The following is a 19,882-nucleotide window of genomic DNA, read 5'->3' on the forward strand; positions in this document are numbered from 1 at the left end:
ACCTACACATATTATACTATTTTCAATATTTAAGCAACTGATAAGGTGGGGTAGTCGTCAATATTTCGAGTGTAGAATACACGAGGAAATAATTATCCAGTAAAATATTCTAAAAATTGTAGCGAGACATGAAATTAGAAAATATTTATGGTAAGGGCGTAGTGGTTCATCTCTATTGTTGAGATATAAAGTAGCTATTTTAAATATTTCTTAAAAAAATTGAAAGAGTAGTTGACATATAAAAAATTCGATGTTAAACTTATACTTGTATCAGATACGAGAACAAGTTGAAAAATTGAATTAGGATAATTTTAGAAAAGACAGTTAAAGGAGAAAAATATGGATACAAAATTTTCAGTAGCATTACACATACTAATATATATTTCAGAAACAGATAAAGTAGTTTCTTCGGAGATACTAGCTAAAAGTGTTAACACAAATAGTAGTCACATAAGAAAGATTCTTGTAGTGTTGAAAAAAGGTGAACTAATAGAAAGTCAACAAGGAAAAACTGGAATAACATTGGCAAAAGAGCCTAAAGACATTACATTATCAGAAATTTATCAAATCATTTATCCTGATAAATACTTAGTAAATATCCATGAAGGTGCTAATAAAGAATGCCCAGTTGGTTTAAATATCGAAAACTTATTACAGCCAGTATTTAATGAAGCACAAGAAGCTTTTTATAAAAAACTTGAAGGTAAAACATTAGAAAAATTAATTAAAGAATTATACATAATAGGAGAAAAATAAACAATGAAAGCAGCAGTACACACAAAATATAATAAAAATAATATAGAACTTGAAATTAGAGAAGTAGCAGTACCTACAATAAATGAAAATGAAGTGTTGGTAAAAGTTACAGCAGCTGGAGTAAATCCACTAGATAATATGATTTCACGTGGTGAAGTAAAGATTATCGTACCTTATACACTTCCACAAGTTGCAGGTAATGAGGTAGTGGGGATTATTGAACAAAAAGGAAGTAATGTAGCTAATTTTGAGATTGGAGATAGAGTATTCTCTAGATTACCATTAGATAAAATCGGGGCTTTTGCTGAATATGTAGCTATTAATCAAGATGCAATAGCTAAAGTACCAGATTATCTAACTGATGAAGAAGCTGCAGCCGTTCCATTAACAGCATTAACAATTATGCAAGCTTTAGAACTTATGGGAGCAGAATCAGGAAAAACAATCTTCGTCTCAGGTGGAACAGGTGGAGTAGGTGGTATGGCTATTCCTGTCGCCAAAGCAAAAGGATTAACAGTAATCACTAATGGTAGTTTAGAAAATAAAGAACGTGTTGAAAAATTAGGTGTTGATCAATTCATCGACTATAAAACAACAGATTACACTAAAGTATTAAAAGATGTTGATTATGTGCTTGATACTTTAGGTGGAGCAGAAACAGAAAAACAAATGACTATTATGAAGTCAGGTGGTAAATTAGTGTCGCTAAGAGCTATGCCAAATGGAAATTTCGCTAAACGTATGAACTTAGCTTGGTGGAAACAATTTGTCTTAGGATTAGCTGGTAGAAAATTCGATAAAATGGCAAATAAATATGGAGTATCATATGACTTCATTTTCGTAGAATCAAATGGTAAACAACTTCAAGAAGTAGCTGACATTTTCACAAAATTAGAAATTAAACCATCAGTAGACACGGTATTTGACTTTAAAGATGTAAATAAAGCATTAGATAAAGTAGCGAATGGACGTTCAAGAGGTAAAACAGTTTTAAGTTTTAAATAATATAATAATATAAAAATATAGAAATAACTAGAGAAGGGAGCGGCTAGAAAATTATGATTTCTTAGTAATCAATTTTTTAAGTCGCTCAAATTATCTCAAAATATCAACAAACACAATAAAGTTAGGAGACAATTATGTTATATATAAATAAAAGAAATGAATACATTAATGTTAATGGATTAAAAATAGCATATAGAGAAATTAATAAAGGTAAATCAGAAAGACCATTAGTGATGTTAGTACACTTAGCGGCGACAATGGATAATTGGGATCCGAAATTTATTGACCTAGTAGCAGAAAAACATCATATTATCTTATTAGATTTACCAGGAGTTGGAGGAAGTGAAGGAAAAGTAGCTACAACAATTCCAGGGATGGCACAACAAGCTATCGACATTATTAAAGCATTAGGTTATAACAAAATAAACCTACTTGGATTGTCAATGGGTGGAATGATAGCTCAAGAAGTAACAAGATTAAATAATGACTTAGTAGAAAAATTAATCCTAGTAGGAACAGGACCGAGAGACGGCGAAGGAATCGGATCTGTAACTAGTACTACTTTCAAATTCATGCTAAAAGCAGGATTAAATAGGGTAGATCCTAAGAGATTTATCTTCTATAACCACGATGAAAAAGGAAAAATTGAAGCGAATAAAGTACTAGAAAGATTAGCAAGTCGTAGCAAAGAAAATGCAGATGACGATATGAAAGTACCAGGCTTTTTAAGACAATTAAAAGCAATCAAACGTTGGAGTACTGTAGGATTTGATGACTTAAAATTTATTACCCAACCTACACTAATCGCAAATGGTGATAAAGACTTAATGGTTCCTACAGTTAACTCATATAATATGCATCAAAAAATAGAAAATAGTAAATTAATAATTTATCCAAACGCAGCACACGGATCATTATTCCAATACGCAGATGAATTTTCAAAAGAGTTAATAGAATTTTTAGGAGAATAAGAAGCCAAACTAATTAAAAGTAGCTTGTTAGAAAATAATTATACTTAAGACACATGGTTTATCAGCCTTAAAACCTAGAAGAACAAAGTAGCATTTTAAAGAGCGAGTGATTCAAAAGTCGATTTTGTCGAGTTTGCCCAACTAATATAAAAAAGTAAATATATATCCAGCATAGAGCAATTTGAAAAAAACAATTATAGAAATTAATGATTTTTCACTCACTCTAACATTTTTTACAAAATCCTTGACAATAACGGTCGTTTAGTATAATATAGACTAAGTAAACCGTAATATAAAATATTAGTAAAGAGACTTTTATTTCATGTTTTTTTAGAAGAGAGTTTAATCCAGAGGCTGAAAGATTAAATAATAATGATTGAAATAAGCAACACTCTTTATAAAACCGAATATGAATTGAAAGGTATCAGGAAACTGATATGAATTCGGGTGGCACCACGAAACTAGTAATCGTCCCATGTAGTTAAATGACTATATGGGGCGTTTTTTTATTTCAAATTATACGAGGTTTGCTAATATTAGAAGTTAAAATTGATAAAAATATGGAGGCACTTATGACAACAATTACGAAAGAACAAGTAGCTCACATCGCTCATCTTTCTAGATTAGAAATCCAAGAAAGTGAAGTAGATGGGTACATCGAAAAATTAGAAAAAGTTGTAGATTTATTCAATACAATCAACAGCGCACCAACAGAAAATGTAAAACCAACTTATCACGTTCTAGACTTAGTTAATGTATTTAGAGAAGACGTAGCTCATGATGGAATGGATAGAGAAGAAGTTCTTAAAAACTCTAAAGAAACTGAAGCAGGACAATTCAAAGTACCTACTATTATTGAATAAAATAAGGAGATAATTTAATGAGTTTATTACATGAATCAATTGAAAGTTTAGAACTTAAACTTAAAAATAAAGAAATTAAACCAAGTGATTTAGTAAAAGAATCACTAGACAGAATTAAAGCTACTGATGATAAAGTAGGTTCATTCATTACAGTAACTGAAGAAGTAGCATTAAAACAAGCTGAAGCTTTAGACTGTGCTCAAGAAGAAGGTCGCGTTGAAGGTAAATTATTCGGTATCCCAATGGGAATCAAAGATAACATTGTTACAAAAGACATTCAAACAACTTGTGCATCAAAAATCTTAGAAGGATTTAATCCAATTTACGATGCAACAGTAATGAACAAACTTAACAAAGAAAACCCAATTCTTTTAGGGAAATTAAACATGGACGAGTTTGCAATGGGTGGTTCTACAGAAACATCTTACTATAAACTTACTCGTAACCCTCACGACTTAGATGCAGTACCAGGAGGTTCAAGTGGTGGTTCAGCTACAGCGGTAGCAGCAGGACAAGTTAGCTTCACTCTAGGAAGTGACACAGGTGGTTCTGTACGTCAACCAGCTTCTTACTGTGGTGTAGTTGGATTAAAACCAACTTATGGACGTGTATCTCGTTTTGGATTAGTAGCATTCGCTTCATCATTAGACCAAATCGGACCAATGACTCGTACAGTTAAAGATAACGCTCGTGTATTAGAAATCATCTCTGGATTAGATGCTAACGACATGACTAGTGCACCTGTGGAAGTACCAGAATTCAGCAAAATCATTACTGGAGACATCAAAGGTAAGAAAATCGCTCTTCCTAAAGAATACTTCGGTGCAGGAATTGACGAAGAAGTTAAACAAGCAGTACTTGAAGGTGTTAAATACTTAGAAAGCCAAGGAGCTATTGTAGAAGAAGTAAGTCTTCCAAATACAGACTACGCTATTTCAACTTACTACATTATCGCTTCTGCAGAAGCAAGTTCAAACCTTTCTCGTTTCGATGGTATTCGTTATGGATACAGAAGTCCAAACGCAACAAACCTTGAAGAAATCTACAAAAAAACACGTGGAGAAGGATTTGGGGCTGAGGTTAAACGCCGTATTATGTTAGGAACATACGTATTATCTTCAGGATACTACGATGCATACTACAAAAAAGCACAACAAGTACGTACATTAATTAAACAAGACTTTGATAGAGTATTCGAAGAATACGATGTAATCATTGGACCGACTGCTCCAACAGTAGCATTCAACATTGGAGAAGAAGTAGGAGATCCAATTAAAATCTACGCTAACGATATCTTAACAATCCCAGTAAACATGGCTGGATTACCAGGTATCAGTATTCCATGTGGATTCAAAGGTAACCGTCCAATCGGTATGCAAATTATTGCTAAACCATTCGCAGAATCTACACTATACGATGTAGCGTATAACTTCGAACAACACTACAACTTACACGATAAAAAAATAGAATTATAATAGGAGAAACAAGATGCATTTTGAAACAGTAATTGGACTAGAAGTCCATGTAGAATTAAAAACAGATTCAAAAATATTCTCACCATCTCCAGCTCACTTTGGTGCAGAACCAAACACTAACACAAACGTTATCGACTTAGGATACCCAGGGGTACTTCCAGTAGTAAACAAAAGAGCGGTAGAATGGGGAATGAAAGCAGCAATGGCGCTTAACATGACAGTAGCTCGCGAGTCAAAATTCGATAGAAAAAACTACTTCTATCCAGATAATCCGAAAGCATACCAAATCTCACAATTTGATCAACCTATCGGGGAAAACGGATGGATTGATATCGAAGTAAACGGAGAAACTAAACGTATCGGTATTACACGTGCTCACCTTGAAGAAGATGCTGGTAAATTAACTCACAAAAATGGTTACTCACTAGTTGACCTTAACCGTCAAGGTACACCACTTATTGAGATCGTATCTGAGCCAGATATCAGAACTCCAGAAGAAGCATATGCTTACTTAGAAAAATTACGTTCAATCATTCAATATATCGAAGTATCTGACGTTAAGATGGAAGAAGGATCAATGCGTTGTGACGCGAACATATCTATCCGTCCTTACGGTCAAGATGAATTCGGTACAAAAACTGAGCTAAAAAACTTAAACTCATTCACTTTCGTTAAAAAAGGTTTAGAGTACGAAGAAAAACGTCAAGAACAAGTTATTCTTTCAGGTGGAGTAATCAATCAAGAAACTCGTCGTTTCGATGAAACAACAGGAACAACTAAACTTATGCGTGTTAAAGAAGGTTCAGACGATTACCGTTACTTCCCAGAGCCAGATATCGTACCTATGATCATCTCTGATGAATGGATGGAAGAAGTAAGAAAAACTATTCCAGAACTTCCAGATGCTCGTCAAAGAAGATACCAAGAAGAACTTGGTTTACCAGCATACGATGCACACGTTCTTACATTAACTAAAGAAATGTCAGACATGTTCGAAGAAACTGTAGCTTTAGGAGCAGATCCAAAATTAGCATCTAACTACTTAATGGTAGATGTAAATGCATACTTAAACAAAGTTCAACAAGAACTTAAAGACACAGCATTAACTGCAGAAGGTTTAGCAGGAATGATTAAATTAATCACTGACGGAACAATCTCAAGTAAAATCGCTAAAAAAGTATTTGCAGAACTTATCGAACACGGTGGAGATGCTGCACAAATCGTTAAAGAAAAAGGTCTTGTACAAGTATCAGATAGTGGACAATTATTAGCTTGGGTAAACGAAGCATTAGATAACAATCCAAAATCTATCGAAGACTACAAAAATGGTCGTGACCGTGCGATTGGTTTCTTAGTAGGTCAAATCATGAAAGCCTCAAAAGGACAAGCCAACCCACAAATGATCAACAAAATGTTATTAGAAGAAATCGCAAAACGATAATAACGAAAATAATAAACGAACTCGAAGCAAGGAGAAATCTTTGTTTCGAGTTTTTTAGTGTTTAAAACGTAGAAAAGTCTCTTATGTATTGCAAAGAATATAATTGTTATATATAATAAATATTACGGAAATAAAACAAGAAATATAATTTTTTGAGTTAAACAATATACATTTACTATATAATGTTAAAATCAAATCTGTTAATGTGTAATTATTGAAAAATAACTTATGGGAGGAAAATGAAATGACTGAAGATCCGTTTAAAGAATATTTAATACAATCAGAACCTTCTAAGAGAGAAAAAGGTTATGCATGGCAGACAGCAATAGGTTTGCAGGAAGTTGATGGTTTAACTCCATCTCAATATTTAATTAATACAGCATTGAGAAACATAGAAGGTGAAATAACACTAGAAGAAGCCGACATACTGCTTCATTCATATTATGAAGAAAATCCAGAACTAAATAAAGAAAGTCGTGTAGAAGAAGCTGATAAAGTGTCTGTTCGAATAGCTAGAATCTTATCCGAAGAAGCTTTTACCTTTTCCCCAACGGAATATTTAGCTATTCATAGGAAGTTATTTGAAGGAATATATAAACATGCAGGGACAATCAGAACTTATAATATTACAAAAAAAGAATGGGTCTTAGACGGAGAAACAGTAATATACGGAAGTGCAAGTGAATTAGTTAGAACTCTAGAGTATAACTTTGAGCAAGAGAAAAAATTCAAGTATAATGGTTTATCAACGAATGAAATAATAGAACACTTATCAGAATTCATCTCAAGACTATGGCAAATCCATGTTTTTGAAGAAGGGAATACAAGAACAACAGCTGTATTTTTTATCAAATATCTAAGAACATTAGGTTTTGATGTAACAAATGATATATTCGCTGCTAACTCTTGGTATTTTAGAAATTCATTAGTTAGAGCAAACTACAGAAATTTAAAGAAAGAAATCTATTCAACATTTGAATTTGTAGAGTTATTTTTAAGAAATTTACTACTAGATGAAAGTACACCATTAAAAAATAGAGAATTACATATCAATTGGATAAAAGAAGATAGAGAGATTTCAACATATAATTATAACGATAAACTAGAAAACTTCTCTGATAAAAATAAGGAATATATTAAGAACCTTTATGATAAATTCAATTTTGATTCTGTATTTGGAAGAAAAGAAGTGATGGAAGTTACAAAACTAAAAAAATCAAGAGCATCAGAAATAATAAAAGAGATGCTAGTACACGAACTTATTGAAAAAGTAGAAGGGTATGGAAAAGGAAAATATAAATTTAGAATAGAGCTAAATTTATAGAACTCACAAAATGATAAAAATATACGAACTCGAAACAAGGGGAAATCTTTGTTTTGAGTTTTTATATTAATTTATGAAACTGGACATTCGTTATTAAAAAGTGGACATTGAGGAATGAAACTGGACATTCACAGATGAAAATAGTGGACAATGGGGAGTATAACTGGACTTTCATGGTTGAAAAAGTGGATAATGAGGAATAAAAGTGGACTTTGATACGTGCGTAGTAAATTATATTACTAAATAAAGACGTACCCAAAAATAGATTTTTTTTATCAAAATTTTGAGTACATCTTTTTTATATTTAATATTAATTATTTACTCTTCACAAACTCTACTATTTTTGAAATAGCCTTTGTTGCTTCTGGTATTGGGAAGGCAGGGTATACGTGGTTTAAGTTTTTACCGATTTCGAATTCAGTCTTAACATTTGCTTCACGAAGTTTTTCAGATAATAATGCTATGTCAGGATATAATAATTCACGAGTTCCTGAGAATAACAATACTTCTGGTAGATTTTTCATCTCACCATATAATGGAGAAACTTTCCAATCTGATAAGTCAGCATCACCAGCCCAAGATTTAGCATCAGCTAGTAGAGTATCTACATGTAGTAGAGGATCTTTTTTGATATATTTTTGAATATCAGGGTTTGACATTGTTAAATCAACCCATGGACTTAGAAGAATAAGACCTTTAGGTAGTTTAATATTATTTTGAACAAAATCTTGAACTAATCCTAGAGCTAAGCCACCACCAGCACTATCTCCCATAATATAGACATCTTTATCTGGATTCTCAGTAACGTAGTCTGTATATAATTTTGTTAGTAGTTCATAGCTATCTTTATAAGTATAGAATGGAGCTAATCCGTAATCAGGAATAATAACCTCAGCATCAGCTTCTTGAGCAATTTTATCAGCCATCGCCCATTGAATATCTACGAATTCATGAACGTAAGAACCACCATGAATATAGAAAATAGTAGAATTAGAGTCATTTACACTATTTAAATGCCAAACCTGTCTATCAGAAACAATTCTAGTATAGAATTTAGATTTAGTATCAAATTCATATACATTTACAGTTTCTTCGTTTTTGTCTTCTTTTTGTTTTTCTAGTCTCTTAGTTTCATCGATATCTCTTAGTTTCTTATATTTATTACCAAGGTATAACTCGATTAAACCAGCTTTTGCACTACGTTTATAACGTAATTTCTGATACCCTGCATAGCTACCTATTAATGCAGGTAATGTTGCGGCAATTGAAGCTACTGAAACAACTTTTTTATTAAATTTTCCCATTTTAATCTCCTCTTATTTACATAAATGTAAGTATTTTATTTATTTACAAATATAGTTTATCAGAAAATAAAGTGATTGTAAAAATAAAAATCTGAAGAAAAGGAATAAGGAAAAAAGAAAGTTGGAAGTCTACTTCCAATTATAGGTAAAATAGAGAAAGTTGGAAGCCTACTTCCAATAAATAAAAAAAGAGCACCTTAAATTCAAATCTATTAAGGTACTCCTGAAGCTGGTTATTTAGTTATTCTATCTAATTAAATAGTAGTTTGTGATATATGCATTCACGATATCGCGCAGTTGTTCATCAGATAGTCGTCTTAATGCTGGGAAGGCGATTGTAGACAATTCTACTAGGTTATCAATATTTTTTTCTGTGAACTCTTCTTGATCAATCTCTTCAGTATTATTAGAAAATAGAATGAATAATTTACTAGCTTCATCATCTGTAAGACCTCTATTTTCACATGCTAAATAAAATGAAGGTTCTTCATTGAATCTATCTTTTATGTATTCATTAATCTCATATACAGCTGATTTAATAGTGAAGTGACTAGAGATAAAATCAGGACTTTCAACATATTTTGTTTGTTTCACTTCAAAAGGTATTCCACCTTCATTAACAGCTTTTGTAAGGAACATGCTAATAGCAGTTTCCAGATTTAATCCAAGATTAAAGAATAAATCTTCAGCATCATTTTTTAATTCATCATCAATGGTTAAAACAATTTTCGATTCACTCATTTTTAAAACTCTCCTTAGTTAATACATTAATTTTATCGTAGAATGGTTAATTTTTCAAGAGAACTTTATACGAAAAAGTTAAATTCAAGGATATATACAAGAATGAAGAAAAGTTGTAAAGAGATATAAGAATTACTAGTAAATATGTTATAATAGAATGAAAGAAAATTAGGATTGAGAGGATCTTTATGGAATTAGAATTATTACAAAAAGCGATAGAAGAAGAGTATGATTTACTAAAATTTAAAGTATACTACTAATTGACGAATAGTTATGGTAAAATAATATCAAAACGGTAGTTAATTTAGTTAAAATGAAGATAAATATCGTATAAGAATGGAGGGTGTTAAGTAAAAAATGTAATAATCTTAGAAAAATTATGAAAAATTAAGATGTAAAGTTTAAGTTAGATTTTTATACAAAAAAATTATTTTAGAGAGGAGAAAAAATTTGAGTTTAAGTTTAAGAAAAATTGAATTTTACGGAATTTATTTTTATAATAAGGAGAGTGAATATGAAGATACAGATAATCTAATCCGTTTGATTGAATCTTTTGATAAAAATTTTATATTTGATGATGCTAAATCGAACAAATTTTGGAGACTGGATAGTGTAAACAGGAAAAACGACCTTTTTTATTTGATTTTTAAATCTGGTAAATACAACCATTCTCCTAATTATATATCAAGATTAGATGGAGTTGAAAGAGTATCTGATAAGAATCTTGATGAAGGAGAATGTGAAAAAACTCATGTTGTTATTAATGTTAAAGAATCAACTTTAATTATTGAATATAGAAAAAGTGGAGTATCTTCTGCTGCTTTTGTAAGGTATGTTAATAAATTTATTAGAGATGAAAAAATACAGCTAGATAAAATTAAAGTTGTCAAAGAATTAAAACAAGATTTTCTGAATAATTTAAACTCATTAAAAACGATTCAAAATATTCAATTATATGTAAAAAATGAAATTATTGGTTCTGAATACATGAATTTAATTGAGCCTACTGAAAACACTCAGGAGGAAGTCATTGTTACAGTGAAAGCTGAGAGGAAAAAAACACTTGCTATTGAGAATATTAAGAACATTTTTAATAAGATTGGAACAAATGGTCAAGTAACAAAGAGAATAAGAGTTAGAGGACGAGATTCTGATAATATTAATGTACTTTTGGATTCATTAAATCAAAGTAAGTTTGAACAAATATATGTAGAACTGGATGAAAAAGGCATAGTGGATTCGACTTCTTATTTTGAGAAAGTGTCTGAAATAATATGAATATTGAATGGATAAGGATTATAATTGACTACTTATCAGTTTCTAATAAGAAGGAAAAAAATATGGAAATTATATTTCCAATAATAATTTCTATTGTTGCTTCAGTATCGTATTATATATATAAAGATGTAGTAAGTACACTGAAGATTTTTACTGAACAATTATTAAATATTACTTCAGTATTAATAGGTTTTACTGGGATACTTGTGACATTATTTTTAACAACTGAAAATAAAAATATAAAGTCTTTAAGAGAAAAAGAGACAGAGAAAGTTTTATACGGAAAAAAAGTAACTCTATTTGATTTGCTACACACCTTATTTACGTACGCACTTTTAAATGAGTTGATTCTGTTATTAATATTACTATTCAATCAATACATACGAGGCCTATTTTATAGCAAGTCAATATCTTTTGTAGGACTTTTTTTGGAAATTTTTATGATTTTAAACATTATTTTTTCCATGATGAGAGGAGTAAATAATTTATATTGGATTTTTAAAAAAAGATAGATGTCAAATGTCATCTAAAAATATTTTAAGTCGATAAAAGAAGTTTTTATTAATCTATAAGAAATATATGTTTTGATAAAATAAATTATTTAAGATATTATATAGAAGAATGTAAGGAAATTAGGATTGAGAGGACCTTTATGAAATTAGAATTATTAAAAAAAGCGATAGAAGAAAACTACAATGCATTATCTGAAGTTAATAACGCAGCATATAGTTTAGAACCTGTATCAGATGAAAGATTAGTAGAAATTGCAAAAGATGTAAATGAACAGTTAGGATATGAACTATACGATAAACTAGATAAAGAAAGTTTAGTAGCAGACTTCTCAACTACATCAAGAGAAATGTATAAATATACTCTAGATAAATCAAAATTCTTAAATGATAGACTAGAAAAAGCATTAGTCGAACATTGTGACGATATATTAGTAGATGTAGTAAAAGCCCACGAAAACTTCGACTCGATGGAAACATATGAACTGTACACATTAGCATTTGAAGTAAATGAAAAACTAGGTTATAGACTATTTAGAGATATCTATTCTTATAGCTTAAGACGTGACTTCGAGAGAGTAGCAAAAGCAGTAGAAACATACAAAAAAGAAGGAAAAATAACGAAGTTTATTAAGTAGGGAGTTCGGTAGAGATATTAAGAAATGAGAAATAAATATTATGAAATTATTTAATAATCATAAAAAAACTTTATAATATAAAAATCAATGGGGAATAAATTATGCTTGAATTGAAAAAAATTAATAGAAACAATATAGGGGAAATCCTGAAATTAGAGGTTTTTGATAATCAGAAGAGTTTATTAGATCTCTAAAAAGCTTTTAAAAAGCGAATATAGATGTCAATAGACCTCTACGTCTATGAGTTATCATATATACTTTGTTAAAATTTAGGATTTTTGGGTACGCCCCTTTAATTAATTTTATAAGTTATCTGTATTTGTTAATATTATATAAATCAAAAAGTCGCCCACTAAAATTTTAATTAATTATGTGGACGATTTTATTTTTAAGTTAGTATCTAAAAATTAATATGGATATAATAATAGTACCTCATTTTATTATTTATCTTGTAAATATAAACATTTTTATTTTGATTAAACACTATAAACTCTAACGTTTAAGCACCTAGTTTAGATACTAATTTTCTTTTGTTTTCAAAATTTATGATATTTATATCATATTGCTTGAAGGCAGCTTTATATTCTTCTTTTAAATCTTTATAGCCTTCTGGACTAATAATTATATATAAATCTTCTTGACGAGAGTATGTTTTAGCTCGATTTTCTGTGGTATCTAGCCAACTAGCAAGAATGAAATCCATCTTTTCTTTGTTAATTTTATTATGTACTTGAACTAATTTATATTTCCCTTTTGACATCATTAAATAGTTAAATTTATGTTCTAATTTAGAACGTCCAGTTATTGATAAGTCAGGAAAAACATTATACTCTGTACTTTTATCAAAATACATTTTTACATCTTCTAAAAAGTGCGATTGGATATTTTGAGGATGTAATGCAGATAAATCATAGATATTAAGTAAAACTTGGGTCATATCATGAATAGTTTGACCTAATGTGGTACGTTTAGCTTTTTTTATAATTTCATTTCCTGACAATTCAAATCCATTATAATTAAGTATGGAGTTTAGTAGTTGTTGCCTTTTAGTTTTATTGGTTAAATTTATTCCATTTAATTGTAGTTCCCAAATAGTAAAGCCATCGTCTGTCACTATGTAATGAGAACCTTCATATTTTATAGTAAAAGAAATTCCATCACCATATGTATTAGTGTATGGTGTTACTACCTCGTAACTTTCACCTGCTAATAAATTAAAGTGTGTATTTTCTCTTACGTAATTTACATATTCTTCTTTAAGTTGTTGGCCATTCATAGCAGGGGATACCTCCTTTTTTTATTATATAAGATTTCCTTGTATATGTATAGATAGATTATTATTTTTATCTATATTAGAAAAAATTAGTAAATTATCTAATGTTCTCAAAAAATCATCGGTATTTTCTATATTTTTAAAAGGTAGTGGATATGTTTTACAGTGAGTTTGTCCATCGTTTTTGTCATAAAACTCTTGTTCGGAGAAGATATTTATCCTATTCCCGTATACCTTACTACCATCGGCATTTTTGTGGAAATTGGAGTTTAAATTTATTCTTACTAAAGTATGATTGTAATTGGTTTCACGCAAATTAAAAACCTTACTTCTTAAAGAATACTTATATGATAAAATGAATTTCTCTTTAGATGATGAACCTATTAATATATCACCTTGAGTATTTTCATTCTCTTTAATAGTATTTTTATGATTTTCTATTATGATTTTTAACATATTTAAAAGCTTTTCTGCTTCAGAATCAGTTAATTGTAATTCCATAATTTTCCTCCCTATAATTTTATATTTCAAACCTGTCAAATTTTATTAATTTAAAAAGAACAATTCGTAAGTATTATATTAAATAGTTAAAACGATTTTGGATTTACTTATATAAATATCTCATGTTTTTAAGTTTATTTTATCGTAGAATAGTTTATTTTACAAGGGATATTAAATAAAAAGATTAAGAAAATAGAAATAACAATTAAATTTAAAAGAAATATATATAGTATCAGAAAAATTTATATAAAGTATGGTATAATAATACTCAGTATAATAGTATCAAGAGAATCTTTATTAACTTAGAATTATTACAAAAAGCAGTGGAGACATACAAAAAAGAAGGTAAAATAACGAAGTTTATTAAGTAGGAAGTTTGGTGGGAATATAAAAAATAGGATATTAAAATTAAGATATTATTATATAATCATAAAAACAAACTTCATATTTAAAATCAAAAAATCAATGGGGAATAGATTATGCTTAAATTGAAAAAGATTAATAGAAATAATATAGGGGAGATTCTGAAATTAGAGGTTTTTGATAATCAGAAAAGTTTTGTAGCTACAAATAATAGTAGTATCATAGAAGCGTATATAGCAATTACTGATAATAATGATGTATTTACATTTGGTATTTATAAAGATGATACACCTATTGGTTTTCTAATGATAGGTTTTGATGTGAATTTAGATGATGAAGGTGCTCCAAAAATAGCTAAAGGGAATTATAATATATGGCGACTTATGGTAGATAAGAAATTCCAAGGGCAAGGATTTGGTAAAAAAGCCATGAATTTAGCTTTAGAATTTATTAATACATTTCCTTGTGGAACAGCAAAATATTGCTGGTTATCTTATGAAAGTGATAATAATGTAGCACGCGAGCTCTATAAATCAGTTGGTTTTGTAGAAACTGATGAAAAAGATGGAGATGAGATAGTAGCTATTTTAGAATTAAAGTAGAAATAATTCTTTTCTTTGTGATAATATTAAAATTTCTACTTTAATACTTAAAGTATTGAATAGTTTTAAGAAGATAGAAAAAAACAGTGATTGAATCATTGAAAAATAAAACATTAAATATTAATATAAAACTGAGGCTATCGATTTTATAACGGTGATCCAGATAAATTTATTTATAAAGAATAATCATCTTTCCTGGTCAAAGTAAAGATGGTTATTTTTTGTTTTATGGGAAAGAAGTATGTTTAGGTAAAGGAATATATGAGAGACGAGTTGAGTGGAATGAATTAAGAAAAGCTATTAATATTGAATTATTAGAAGAATGTAAAGTAAATGAAGATAAACTATTAGGACCATATTTTGTAACTAAAAATTATCTAGAAAATAATGAGGAATTTGTAAAAGTTTTTAAAAATAAGATAATAATGTATTTATTTGATGATGCAGCAAAACATAAGCGTTCTATGATTTTTAGCGGTTGTGATACTAATAATATATATTCTGAAATCTGTAAGGAGTTTGATGAAAAAGGTATATTTATATTCTCAGAAAGAGTTCAAGAAAAATTTCCAAACAAACCTATTGTAATAGATGAGGTTGAAAATATGAAATATCAAGAAAATAATGGGAATTTTGGATATGAAAAAGTAGCAGAAACTAATTTTAAAGATGAGGACTAATTATGTCTGAAAATTTAATGAAGTCTGTATACATAAAAGAACAAAAAAGATATCTTCTTTCAGAGTTAAGTAAATTGTTTAATGTTAATGAGAGGAAAACTAAAGATTTCTTAAAACTTCTAAGAAGTTATGGTGTGTTGAAAATTGTATCTAAATCCAAAGATAAAAAAGAATTAAGCGATATTGTAGACGTTGATGATGAAATATCAGACATTGATTCAGATAGTGAAAATGTATATTACTATATTTTTACTTTTGTTGGTATTATGATAGTATCTGGAATAGTTTTGAAAATTTATCCGAAATATATATTTAAAAGTGATACACCTATATTACAATTAAAACAAATTTTAAAAGTGATAGAAAAACAAAATAAAAAGGAACAATTTATAAAATTCCATAATGAGAGTTTAGAAAATACATCGTATAATCTTCTTGCGACAATTCTATATTTATATAATGATTATAATGAATATGGAATCTATACAACAACGCAAAATATATTCGAAGTGAATGGAAATGGTGAAATAAATTGGGATAAAACTATTAATGAGACGTTTACTTTGATTAGTAATAATAAACCATTTTATCCTGAATTAATAACAAGAAAGAAAATCGATGATGATAATGACTATTTTAAAATACTTCATGAGGTAATTTTAACACAATGTTCTAAACAATTGAAAAAAACAGGTCTATTAGAATTATTTGAGTTTGAAGAATTAAATCTTGTAGAAAAGAAAATTGATGATTTAGGTGATAAAGATTATATTTTAAACAAAATATTAAAAGAATTAAATGTTCAATTTAATACAAGAAAACAATTATTATTGAAAACAATGTATGCGTATATATCTTGTGAATCTGACTTAGGAACTAATAGTGATTTTAGCTTATATGGTACAAATAGTTTCCATGTTATTTGGGAAAATGTTTGCTCAGAAGTGTTTAATAATATGCTGAACAAAAAACTAAGTGAATTGAGATTACCTTTAAAATTAAAACGAGAATATAATGGAAATCACAAGTTAATTTCTATAATTGAAAAACCAAATTGGAATAATAGACATGGAGAGTTTGAATCGGATACACTTATACCAGATTTAATAAGTATATATAAAGACAATAATCAAGAACATAAATTTATTATTTTTGATGCAAAATATTATACAATTAAAATAAATGGAAAATCTATAATAGGGCAACCAGGCATAGAATCAGTAACTAAACAATATTTATATCAGTTAGCATATAAGAAATTTTTAGAAGAACATGGATTTGAAAAGAATAATATACGAAATTGTTTCTTGCTGCCAACGGAAAATTCAGAAGTTGAAGAATTTGGTAGTGTAAGTATGGAGATGTTAACAACGCTAGGGTTAGAAAAAATTCAAGTAAGACTACTTCCTGCTGAAGTTATATATAGTAAATATTTAAAGAAAACAAAGTTTGATATAAACTTGTTGAATTTATAATAAAAAACTTATTTATTTATATTATTATTAAATAAATATTCTATGTACTTAAACAATCGTTTTAAACCGTCAGTAATTTATTACCGGCGGTTTTAATGTATTTAAAAATACAAGAGGTCAAATAATTCATTAAAACACAGTTTGTAATCAATTTTTAATAGGTCATTTTCTGCCATAACATTGAGTATTTGTAATATACAATGGTATAATTGTAGAATAGATGATAATTAAAAATATATAGTAGAGGTGATTGGATGGATATACTTTCATCTAGAGAATGGGCAATTGTAACTTGGATTATTATTTATCTAGGTTTTACTATTTTTATATTGAAAGTTAATTTTACTGATGTATTTAAAAGTTTCTTTAATAAGAAGCTGAATATACTGTGGATATCAATACTTTTATATAATCTTTTTCTAACGATAATACTTTCATATAGTAGGTATTGGAATAATATTTATATAAAAGACATAGTATTTTGGGTTGTGTTTTCTTGTGTTACTTCTACAATAAGTGTTTTCGATAAAAATAAAATATTTTCTTTTAAGAAATTAATATTAACTAATATTACAATGTCTGCATTAGTAGAATTTATTTTAAGTGAATTAACGTTAAGCTATTATTTAGAATTATTTTTAATTGGGATTTTTTTACCGATTAATTTTCTATTTTTAGTTTCACAAACTAAATTAGAATATAAAGCTACGGAAAATGTATTAAAGAAAATTCTTTCATTGTTAAACTTGATATTTCTTGTCTATATCTTAAGAGAATTATACAGAAGTTTTAATCTTCTATTGACACAGGAAACTGGGTTTAAATTTTTAATTCCATTTATATATTCAATTCTATGTTGCCCTCTATATTATATTTTTATAATTTTAAATGATTATGAAAAAATATGTTGTAAGATACAAGACAATTTTGTCTGGGAAAATGAAATTGATATAAAATACATAAATAAATTTAAAAGAAGAAAATTATTAATGACATGTGGTGTAGTACATAAGAAATATATTTATTTTGATAATGAATTTTCAAAAAAAATGAGATTAGCTAATACAGAAGATAAAGTTAAAGAGATAATGGGAGAATTTGAAGAATCATATAATTTGTATAAAAAGTATAATTATAAAAGAAAGGAGAATTAAATATGTTTTATGATGTTTTAAAAGTTTTAGTTACTGGAATAATAACGAGTATTATAACTATTTTAATTACAAATAAAGTACAAAGAAAAGGTTTAAAAAAAGAAACGAAACGAGAATTTGTGAGAAAAGTATATGGATATAGATATCAATTAGGGAGTGATAGGAAAGAACAATCTACTGAATGGGAAATAAATTTTTTGTTGGGACAAGTTCCAATAATGTTTAGTGATAATAAAAGTGTTTTAAGTGCATATAGAAAACTAATAAATGAACGTACAGATGAAAATTTATATGTTTTTTTGTTAGAGTTGTGTAGAGATGCGGATGTAAGTATTGATACCGCAGAGTGGGATAAAGAAACTGTAATAAGGTATATAAGAGTAATTTAAAATAATAGTTGTTTGGGTGGTGTGAAAGTGATGAATTTAGAGCCAGGAACTTTAGCAGATTGGATAGGAAATGTAATATCATTCTTAGGAATACTTGTTGCTTCATTTTTTACTGTACGATATTACAGAAAAGATAACAAAAAAATATGGAAGTTGTACAAAAATAGTTGAATTAAAAAGAATTATTCTTGAAAATGGTGTGGAAATTATAGGTGGGAATAAAATAATAGTTATTAGTTGTTATAATAATGGAAAATTACCAGTATTCATTGAAGTAAATAAAGTAGTAAGAAGAAAGCGATATTTATTTAATAAATGTTATAAAGTCGTAGAAGAATATTCTATATGGTCTACGGATTTAGATATAGATAAGAATAAAAAAATTAAAATTATGCCAGCAGAATTTATTGAAATATATAAAGTGGATCTTAAATGGGTAGCGGAATTTTATCATGAAAATAAAAGTAAGCTTAAAAGTTGTGAAGATTTGTGCTTCTGTGTAGAAGAATTAGAAGGGGAAATAAAATATATAAAAATTAATGATATTTTTGAAAAGTAGAGGAGTGTAATATTATGAAATCAAAAAAATTATTAACAGCATTAATGGCATCCAGCTTATTAATAAGTGGATGTTCAACAATGAAGGAAGAGAAGAAAGAAAATCCAGTAAAAAATGAAACTGATAAAGATAAAGTGAATTCTTCTAGCAGAGATGGTCAGTATACATTTAAAGATGGAAAAGTATCAATGGAAGATATTGATTTAAAAATCACTAAATATAAAGTTATACCAGTAGGAGCTGAAGGTAATGAATACGGAGATTCTCCAGTCATAGCCTTTTGGTATGATACTACTAACAAAAGTGGGAAAGATATAATTAATCCAATGAGTGCATGGTTTGCAGCATTCCCTGAAGGAGCGATTCAGGATAATGATAAGAACAAAGTTAATAAACTTCAAGTTGCTATGCATCCAGATAAAACATTAGTACGTGATCAATCAGCAACTATTAAAAAAGATGGAACAGTTTCTGGTGCTGTAGCTTATGAACTTACAGATCTAACTACACCGGTAAAACTAACTGCTTACAAAGGTGTAGGTGGAGCTGAACTAGGTAGTCAAGAATTTACAGTTAAATAA

General features: G+C 28.4%; 21 protein-coding genes. 17 read left to right on the top strand and 4 right to left on the bottom strand.

The genetic code is table 11. The features are described 5' to 3' along the window. Positions 1-339: 339 nt before the first annotated feature. The 7 genes from GEMHA0001_RS07325 to GEMHA0001_RS07355 all read left to right on the top strand — a co-directional run bounded on the left by GEMHA0001_RS07325 (position 340) and on the right by GEMHA0001_RS07355 (position 7,835). Positions 340-756: an Rrf2 family transcriptional regulator gene (locus GEMHA0001_RS07325; RefSeq protein WP_003145625.1), complete on the top strand. Its 417-nt coding sequence runs from the start codon at positions 340-342 to the stop codon at positions 754-756. Positions 757-759: 3 nt separating this feature from the next. Further along, the gene (locus GEMHA0001_RS07330; RefSeq protein ID WP_003144884.1) at positions 760-1,761 is read left to right on the top strand and encodes an NADP-dependent oxidoreductase; all 1,002 of its coding nucleotides are present in this window, start codon (positions 760-762) and stop codon (positions 1,759-1,761) included. A gap of 134 nt (positions 1,762-1,895) precedes the next feature. Beyond that, positions 1,896-2,732, top strand: coding sequence for an alpha/beta fold hydrolase (locus GEMHA0001_RS07335; RefSeq protein ID WP_003144955.1), 837 nt, complete (start codon positions 1,896-1,898; stop codon positions 2,730-2,732). A 572-nt stretch (positions 2,733-3,304) separates the two neighbouring features. Further along, positions 3,305-3,595, top strand: coding sequence for an Asp-tRNA(Asn)/Glu-tRNA(Gln) amidotransferase subunit GatC (gene gatC, locus GEMHA0001_RS07340; protein WP_003145468.1), 291 nt, complete (start codon positions 3,305-3,307; stop codon positions 3,593-3,595). A gap of 17 nt (positions 3,596-3,612) precedes the next feature. Continuing rightward, positions 3,613-5,070 carry an Asp-tRNA(Asn)/Glu-tRNA(Gln) amidotransferase subunit GatA gene (gene gatA / locus GEMHA0001_RS07345; RefSeq protein WP_003145055.1) on the top strand — a complete coding sequence of 486 codons (1,458 nt, stop codon included), beginning with the start codon at positions 3,613-3,615 and terminating at the stop codon, positions 5,068-5,070. 13 nt (positions 5,071-5,083) lie between these two features. After that, on the top strand, positions 5,084-6,511 hold the full coding sequence (gene gatB / locus GEMHA0001_RS07350) for an Asp-tRNA(Asn)/Glu-tRNA(Gln) amidotransferase subunit GatB (protein ID WP_003145657.1): 1,428 nt from the start codon (positions 5,084-5,086) through the stop codon (positions 6,509-6,511). Between the two features lie 244 nt (positions 6,512-6,755). After that, positions 6,756-7,835 (top strand): Fic family protein, encoded by a 1,080-nt coding sequence (locus GEMHA0001_RS07355; protein ID WP_003145595.1) that lies wholly within the window; start codon positions 6,756-6,758, stop codon positions 7,833-7,835. 314 nt (positions 7,836-8,149) lie between these two features. Here GEMHA0001_RS07355 and GEMHA0001_RS07360 read toward each other — a convergent pair whose 3' ends face one another. Both GEMHA0001_RS07360 and GEMHA0001_RS07365 read right to left on the bottom strand, forming a co-directional pair. Next, positions 8,150-9,139: an alpha/beta hydrolase fold domain-containing protein gene (locus tag GEMHA0001_RS07360; RefSeq protein WP_003145506.1), complete on the bottom strand. Its 990-nt coding sequence runs from the start codon at positions 9,137-9,139 to the stop codon at positions 8,150-8,152. A 246-nt stretch (positions 9,140-9,385) separates the two neighbouring features. Continuing rightward, on the bottom strand, positions 9,386-9,880 hold the full coding sequence (locus GEMHA0001_RS07365; RefSeq protein WP_003145437.1) for a type II toxin-antitoxin system RelB/DinJ family antitoxin: 495 nt from the start codon (positions 9,878-9,880) through the stop codon (positions 9,386-9,388). 450 nt (positions 9,881-10,330) lie between these two features. Here GEMHA0001_RS07365 and GEMHA0001_RS07370 point away from each other — a divergent pair, with 450 nt between their 5' ends. From GEMHA0001_RS07370 to GEMHA0001_RS07380, 3 genes are all read left to right on the top strand, one after another. Then, positions 10,331-11,158, top strand: a complete 828-nt coding sequence (locus tag GEMHA0001_RS07370) for a hypothetical protein (protein WP_003145496.1) — start codon at positions 10,331-10,333, stop codon at positions 11,156-11,158. A gap of 62 nt (positions 11,159-11,220) precedes the next feature. Continuing rightward, positions 11,221-11,670, top strand: a complete 450-nt coding sequence (locus GEMHA0001_RS07375; RefSeq protein WP_003145618.1) for a hypothetical protein — start codon at positions 11,221-11,223, stop codon at positions 11,668-11,670. Between the two features lie 140 nt (positions 11,671-11,810). Next, positions 11,811-12,305, top strand: a complete 495-nt coding sequence (locus GEMHA0001_RS07380) for a hypothetical protein (RefSeq protein WP_003145698.1) — start codon at positions 11,811-11,813, stop codon at positions 12,303-12,305. Positions 12,306-12,804: 499 nt separating this feature from the next. Here the strand turns inward: GEMHA0001_RS07380 and GEMHA0001_RS07385 are convergent, their stop codons facing one another. Both GEMHA0001_RS07385 and GEMHA0001_RS07390 read right to left on the bottom strand, forming a co-directional pair. Beyond that, on the bottom strand, positions 12,805-13,581 hold the full coding sequence (locus tag GEMHA0001_RS07385) for a DUF1828 domain-containing protein (RefSeq protein WP_003144961.1): 777 nt from the start codon (positions 13,579-13,581) through the stop codon (positions 12,805-12,807). Between the two features lie 24 nt (positions 13,582-13,605). Continuing rightward, positions 13,606-14,079, bottom strand: coding sequence for a DUF6978 family protein (locus GEMHA0001_RS07390; RefSeq protein ID WP_003145048.1), 474 nt, complete (start codon positions 14,077-14,079; stop codon positions 13,606-13,608). Between the two features lie 479 nt (positions 14,080-14,558). Between GEMHA0001_RS07390 and GEMHA0001_RS07395 the strand changes: the two genes are divergently transcribed. The 7 genes from GEMHA0001_RS07395 to GEMHA0001_RS07425 all read left to right on the top strand — a co-directional run bounded on the left by GEMHA0001_RS07395 (position 14,559) and on the right by GEMHA0001_RS07425 (position 19,882). Continuing rightward, on the top strand, positions 14,559-15,044 hold the full coding sequence (locus tag GEMHA0001_RS07395) for a GNAT family N-acetyltransferase (RefSeq protein ID WP_003145623.1): 486 nt from the start codon (positions 14,559-14,561) through the stop codon (positions 15,042-15,044). 221 nt (positions 15,045-15,265) lie between these two features. Beyond that, a complete protein-coding gene (locus GEMHA0001_RS07400) occupies positions 15,266-15,724 on the top strand; it encodes a hypothetical protein (protein ID WP_003144874.1) in 459 nt (152 codons plus the stop codon). 2 nt (positions 15,725-15,726) lie between these two features. After that, positions 15,727-17,199 carry an LlaJI family restriction endonuclease gene (locus GEMHA0001_RS07405; protein WP_003144983.1) on the top strand — a complete coding sequence of 491 codons (1,473 nt, stop codon included), beginning with the start codon at positions 15,727-15,729 and terminating at the stop codon, positions 17,197-17,199. 254 nt (positions 17,200-17,453) lie between these two features. Further along, a complete protein-coding gene (locus GEMHA0001_RS07410; protein ID WP_003145464.1) occupies positions 17,454-18,353 on the top strand; it encodes a hypothetical protein in 900 nt (299 codons plus the stop codon). A 2-nt stretch (positions 18,354-18,355) separates the two neighbouring features. Continuing rightward, positions 18,356-18,742, top strand: coding sequence for a hypothetical protein (locus GEMHA0001_RS07415; protein WP_003145176.1), 387 nt, complete (start codon positions 18,356-18,358; stop codon positions 18,740-18,742). Positions 18,743-18,839: 97 nt separating this feature from the next. Then, positions 18,840-19,301 (top strand): hypothetical protein, encoded by a 462-nt coding sequence (locus GEMHA0001_RS07420; RefSeq protein ID WP_040464463.1) that lies wholly within the window; start codon positions 18,840-18,842, stop codon positions 19,299-19,301. A gap of 14 nt (positions 19,302-19,315) precedes the next feature. Continuing rightward, positions 19,316-19,882, top strand: a complete 567-nt coding sequence (locus tag GEMHA0001_RS07425) for a DUF5067 domain-containing protein (protein WP_003145544.1) — start codon at positions 19,316-19,318, stop codon at positions 19,880-19,882.

Origin of the sequence: Gemella haemolysans ATCC 10379, assembly GCF_000173915.1 — a bacterium.
GTDB lineage: Bacteria > Bacillota > Bacilli > Staphylococcales > Gemellaceae > Gemella > Gemella haemolysans.

What these genes read in the sequence shown, in the direction of transcription:
- GEMHA0001_RS07335 (WP_003144955.1), top strand. Translation starts at nt 1,896, where the DNA reads ATGTTATATATAAATAAAAGAAATGAATACATTAATGTTAATGGATTA.
- GEMHA0001_RS07360 (WP_003145506.1), bottom strand. Translation starts at nt 9,139, where the DNA reads ATGGGAAAATTTAATAAAAAAGTTGTTTCAGTAGCTTCAATTGCCGCA.
- GEMHA0001_RS07425 (WP_003145544.1), top strand. Translation starts at nt 19,316, where the DNA reads ATGAAATCAAAAAAATTATTAACAGCATTAATGGCATCCAGCTTATTA.
- GEMHA0001_RS07330 (WP_003144884.1), top strand. Translation starts at nt 760, where the DNA reads ATGAAAGCAGCAGTACACACAAAATATAATAAAAATAATATAGAACTT.
- GEMHA0001_RS07325 (WP_003145625.1), top strand. Translation starts at nt 340, where the DNA reads ATGGATACAAAATTTTCAGTAGCATTACACATACTAATATATATTTCA.
- GEMHA0001_RS07415 (WP_003145176.1), top strand. Translation starts at nt 18,356, where the DNA reads ATGTTTTATGATGTTTTAAAAGTTTTAGTTACTGGAATAATAACGAGT.
- GEMHA0001_RS07405 (WP_003144983.1), top strand. Translation starts at nt 15,727, where the DNA reads ATGTCTGAAAATTTAATGAAGTCTGTATACATAAAAGAACAAAAAAGA.
- gatC (WP_003145468.1), top strand. Translation starts at nt 3,305, where the DNA reads ATGACAACAATTACGAAAGAACAAGTAGCTCACATCGCTCATCTTTCT.
- GEMHA0001_RS07365 (WP_003145437.1), bottom strand. Translation starts at nt 9,880, where the DNA reads ATGAGTGAATCGAAAATTGTTTTAACCATTGATGATGAATTAAAAAAT.
- gatB (WP_003145657.1), top strand. Translation starts at nt 5,084, where the DNA reads ATGCATTTTGAAACAGTAATTGGACTAGAAGTCCATGTAGAATTAAAA.
- GEMHA0001_RS07385 (WP_003144961.1), bottom strand. Translation starts at nt 13,581, where the DNA reads ATGAATGGCCAACAACTTAAAGAAGAATATGTAAATTACGTAAGAGAA.
- GEMHA0001_RS07395 (WP_003145623.1), top strand. Translation starts at nt 14,559, where the DNA reads ATGCTTAAATTGAAAAAGATTAATAGAAATAATATAGGGGAGATTCTG.
- GEMHA0001_RS07390 (WP_003145048.1), bottom strand. Translation starts at nt 14,079, where the DNA reads ATGGAATTACAATTAACTGATTCTGAAGCAGAAAAGCTTTTAAATATG.
- GEMHA0001_RS07375 (WP_003145618.1), top strand. Translation starts at nt 11,221, where the DNA reads ATGGAAATTATATTTCCAATAATAATTTCTATTGTTGCTTCAGTATCG.
- GEMHA0001_RS07410 (WP_003145464.1), top strand. Translation starts at nt 17,454, where the DNA reads ATGGATATACTTTCATCTAGAGAATGGGCAATTGTAACTTGGATTATT.
- gatA (WP_003145055.1), top strand. Translation starts at nt 3,613, where the DNA reads ATGAGTTTATTACATGAATCAATTGAAAGTTTAGAACTTAAACTTAAA.
- GEMHA0001_RS07355 (WP_003145595.1), top strand. Translation starts at nt 6,756, where the DNA reads ATGACTGAAGATCCGTTTAAAGAATATTTAATACAATCAGAACCTTCT.
- GEMHA0001_RS07380 (WP_003145698.1), top strand. Translation starts at nt 11,811, where the DNA reads ATGAAATTAGAATTATTAAAAAAAGCGATAGAAGAAAACTACAATGCA.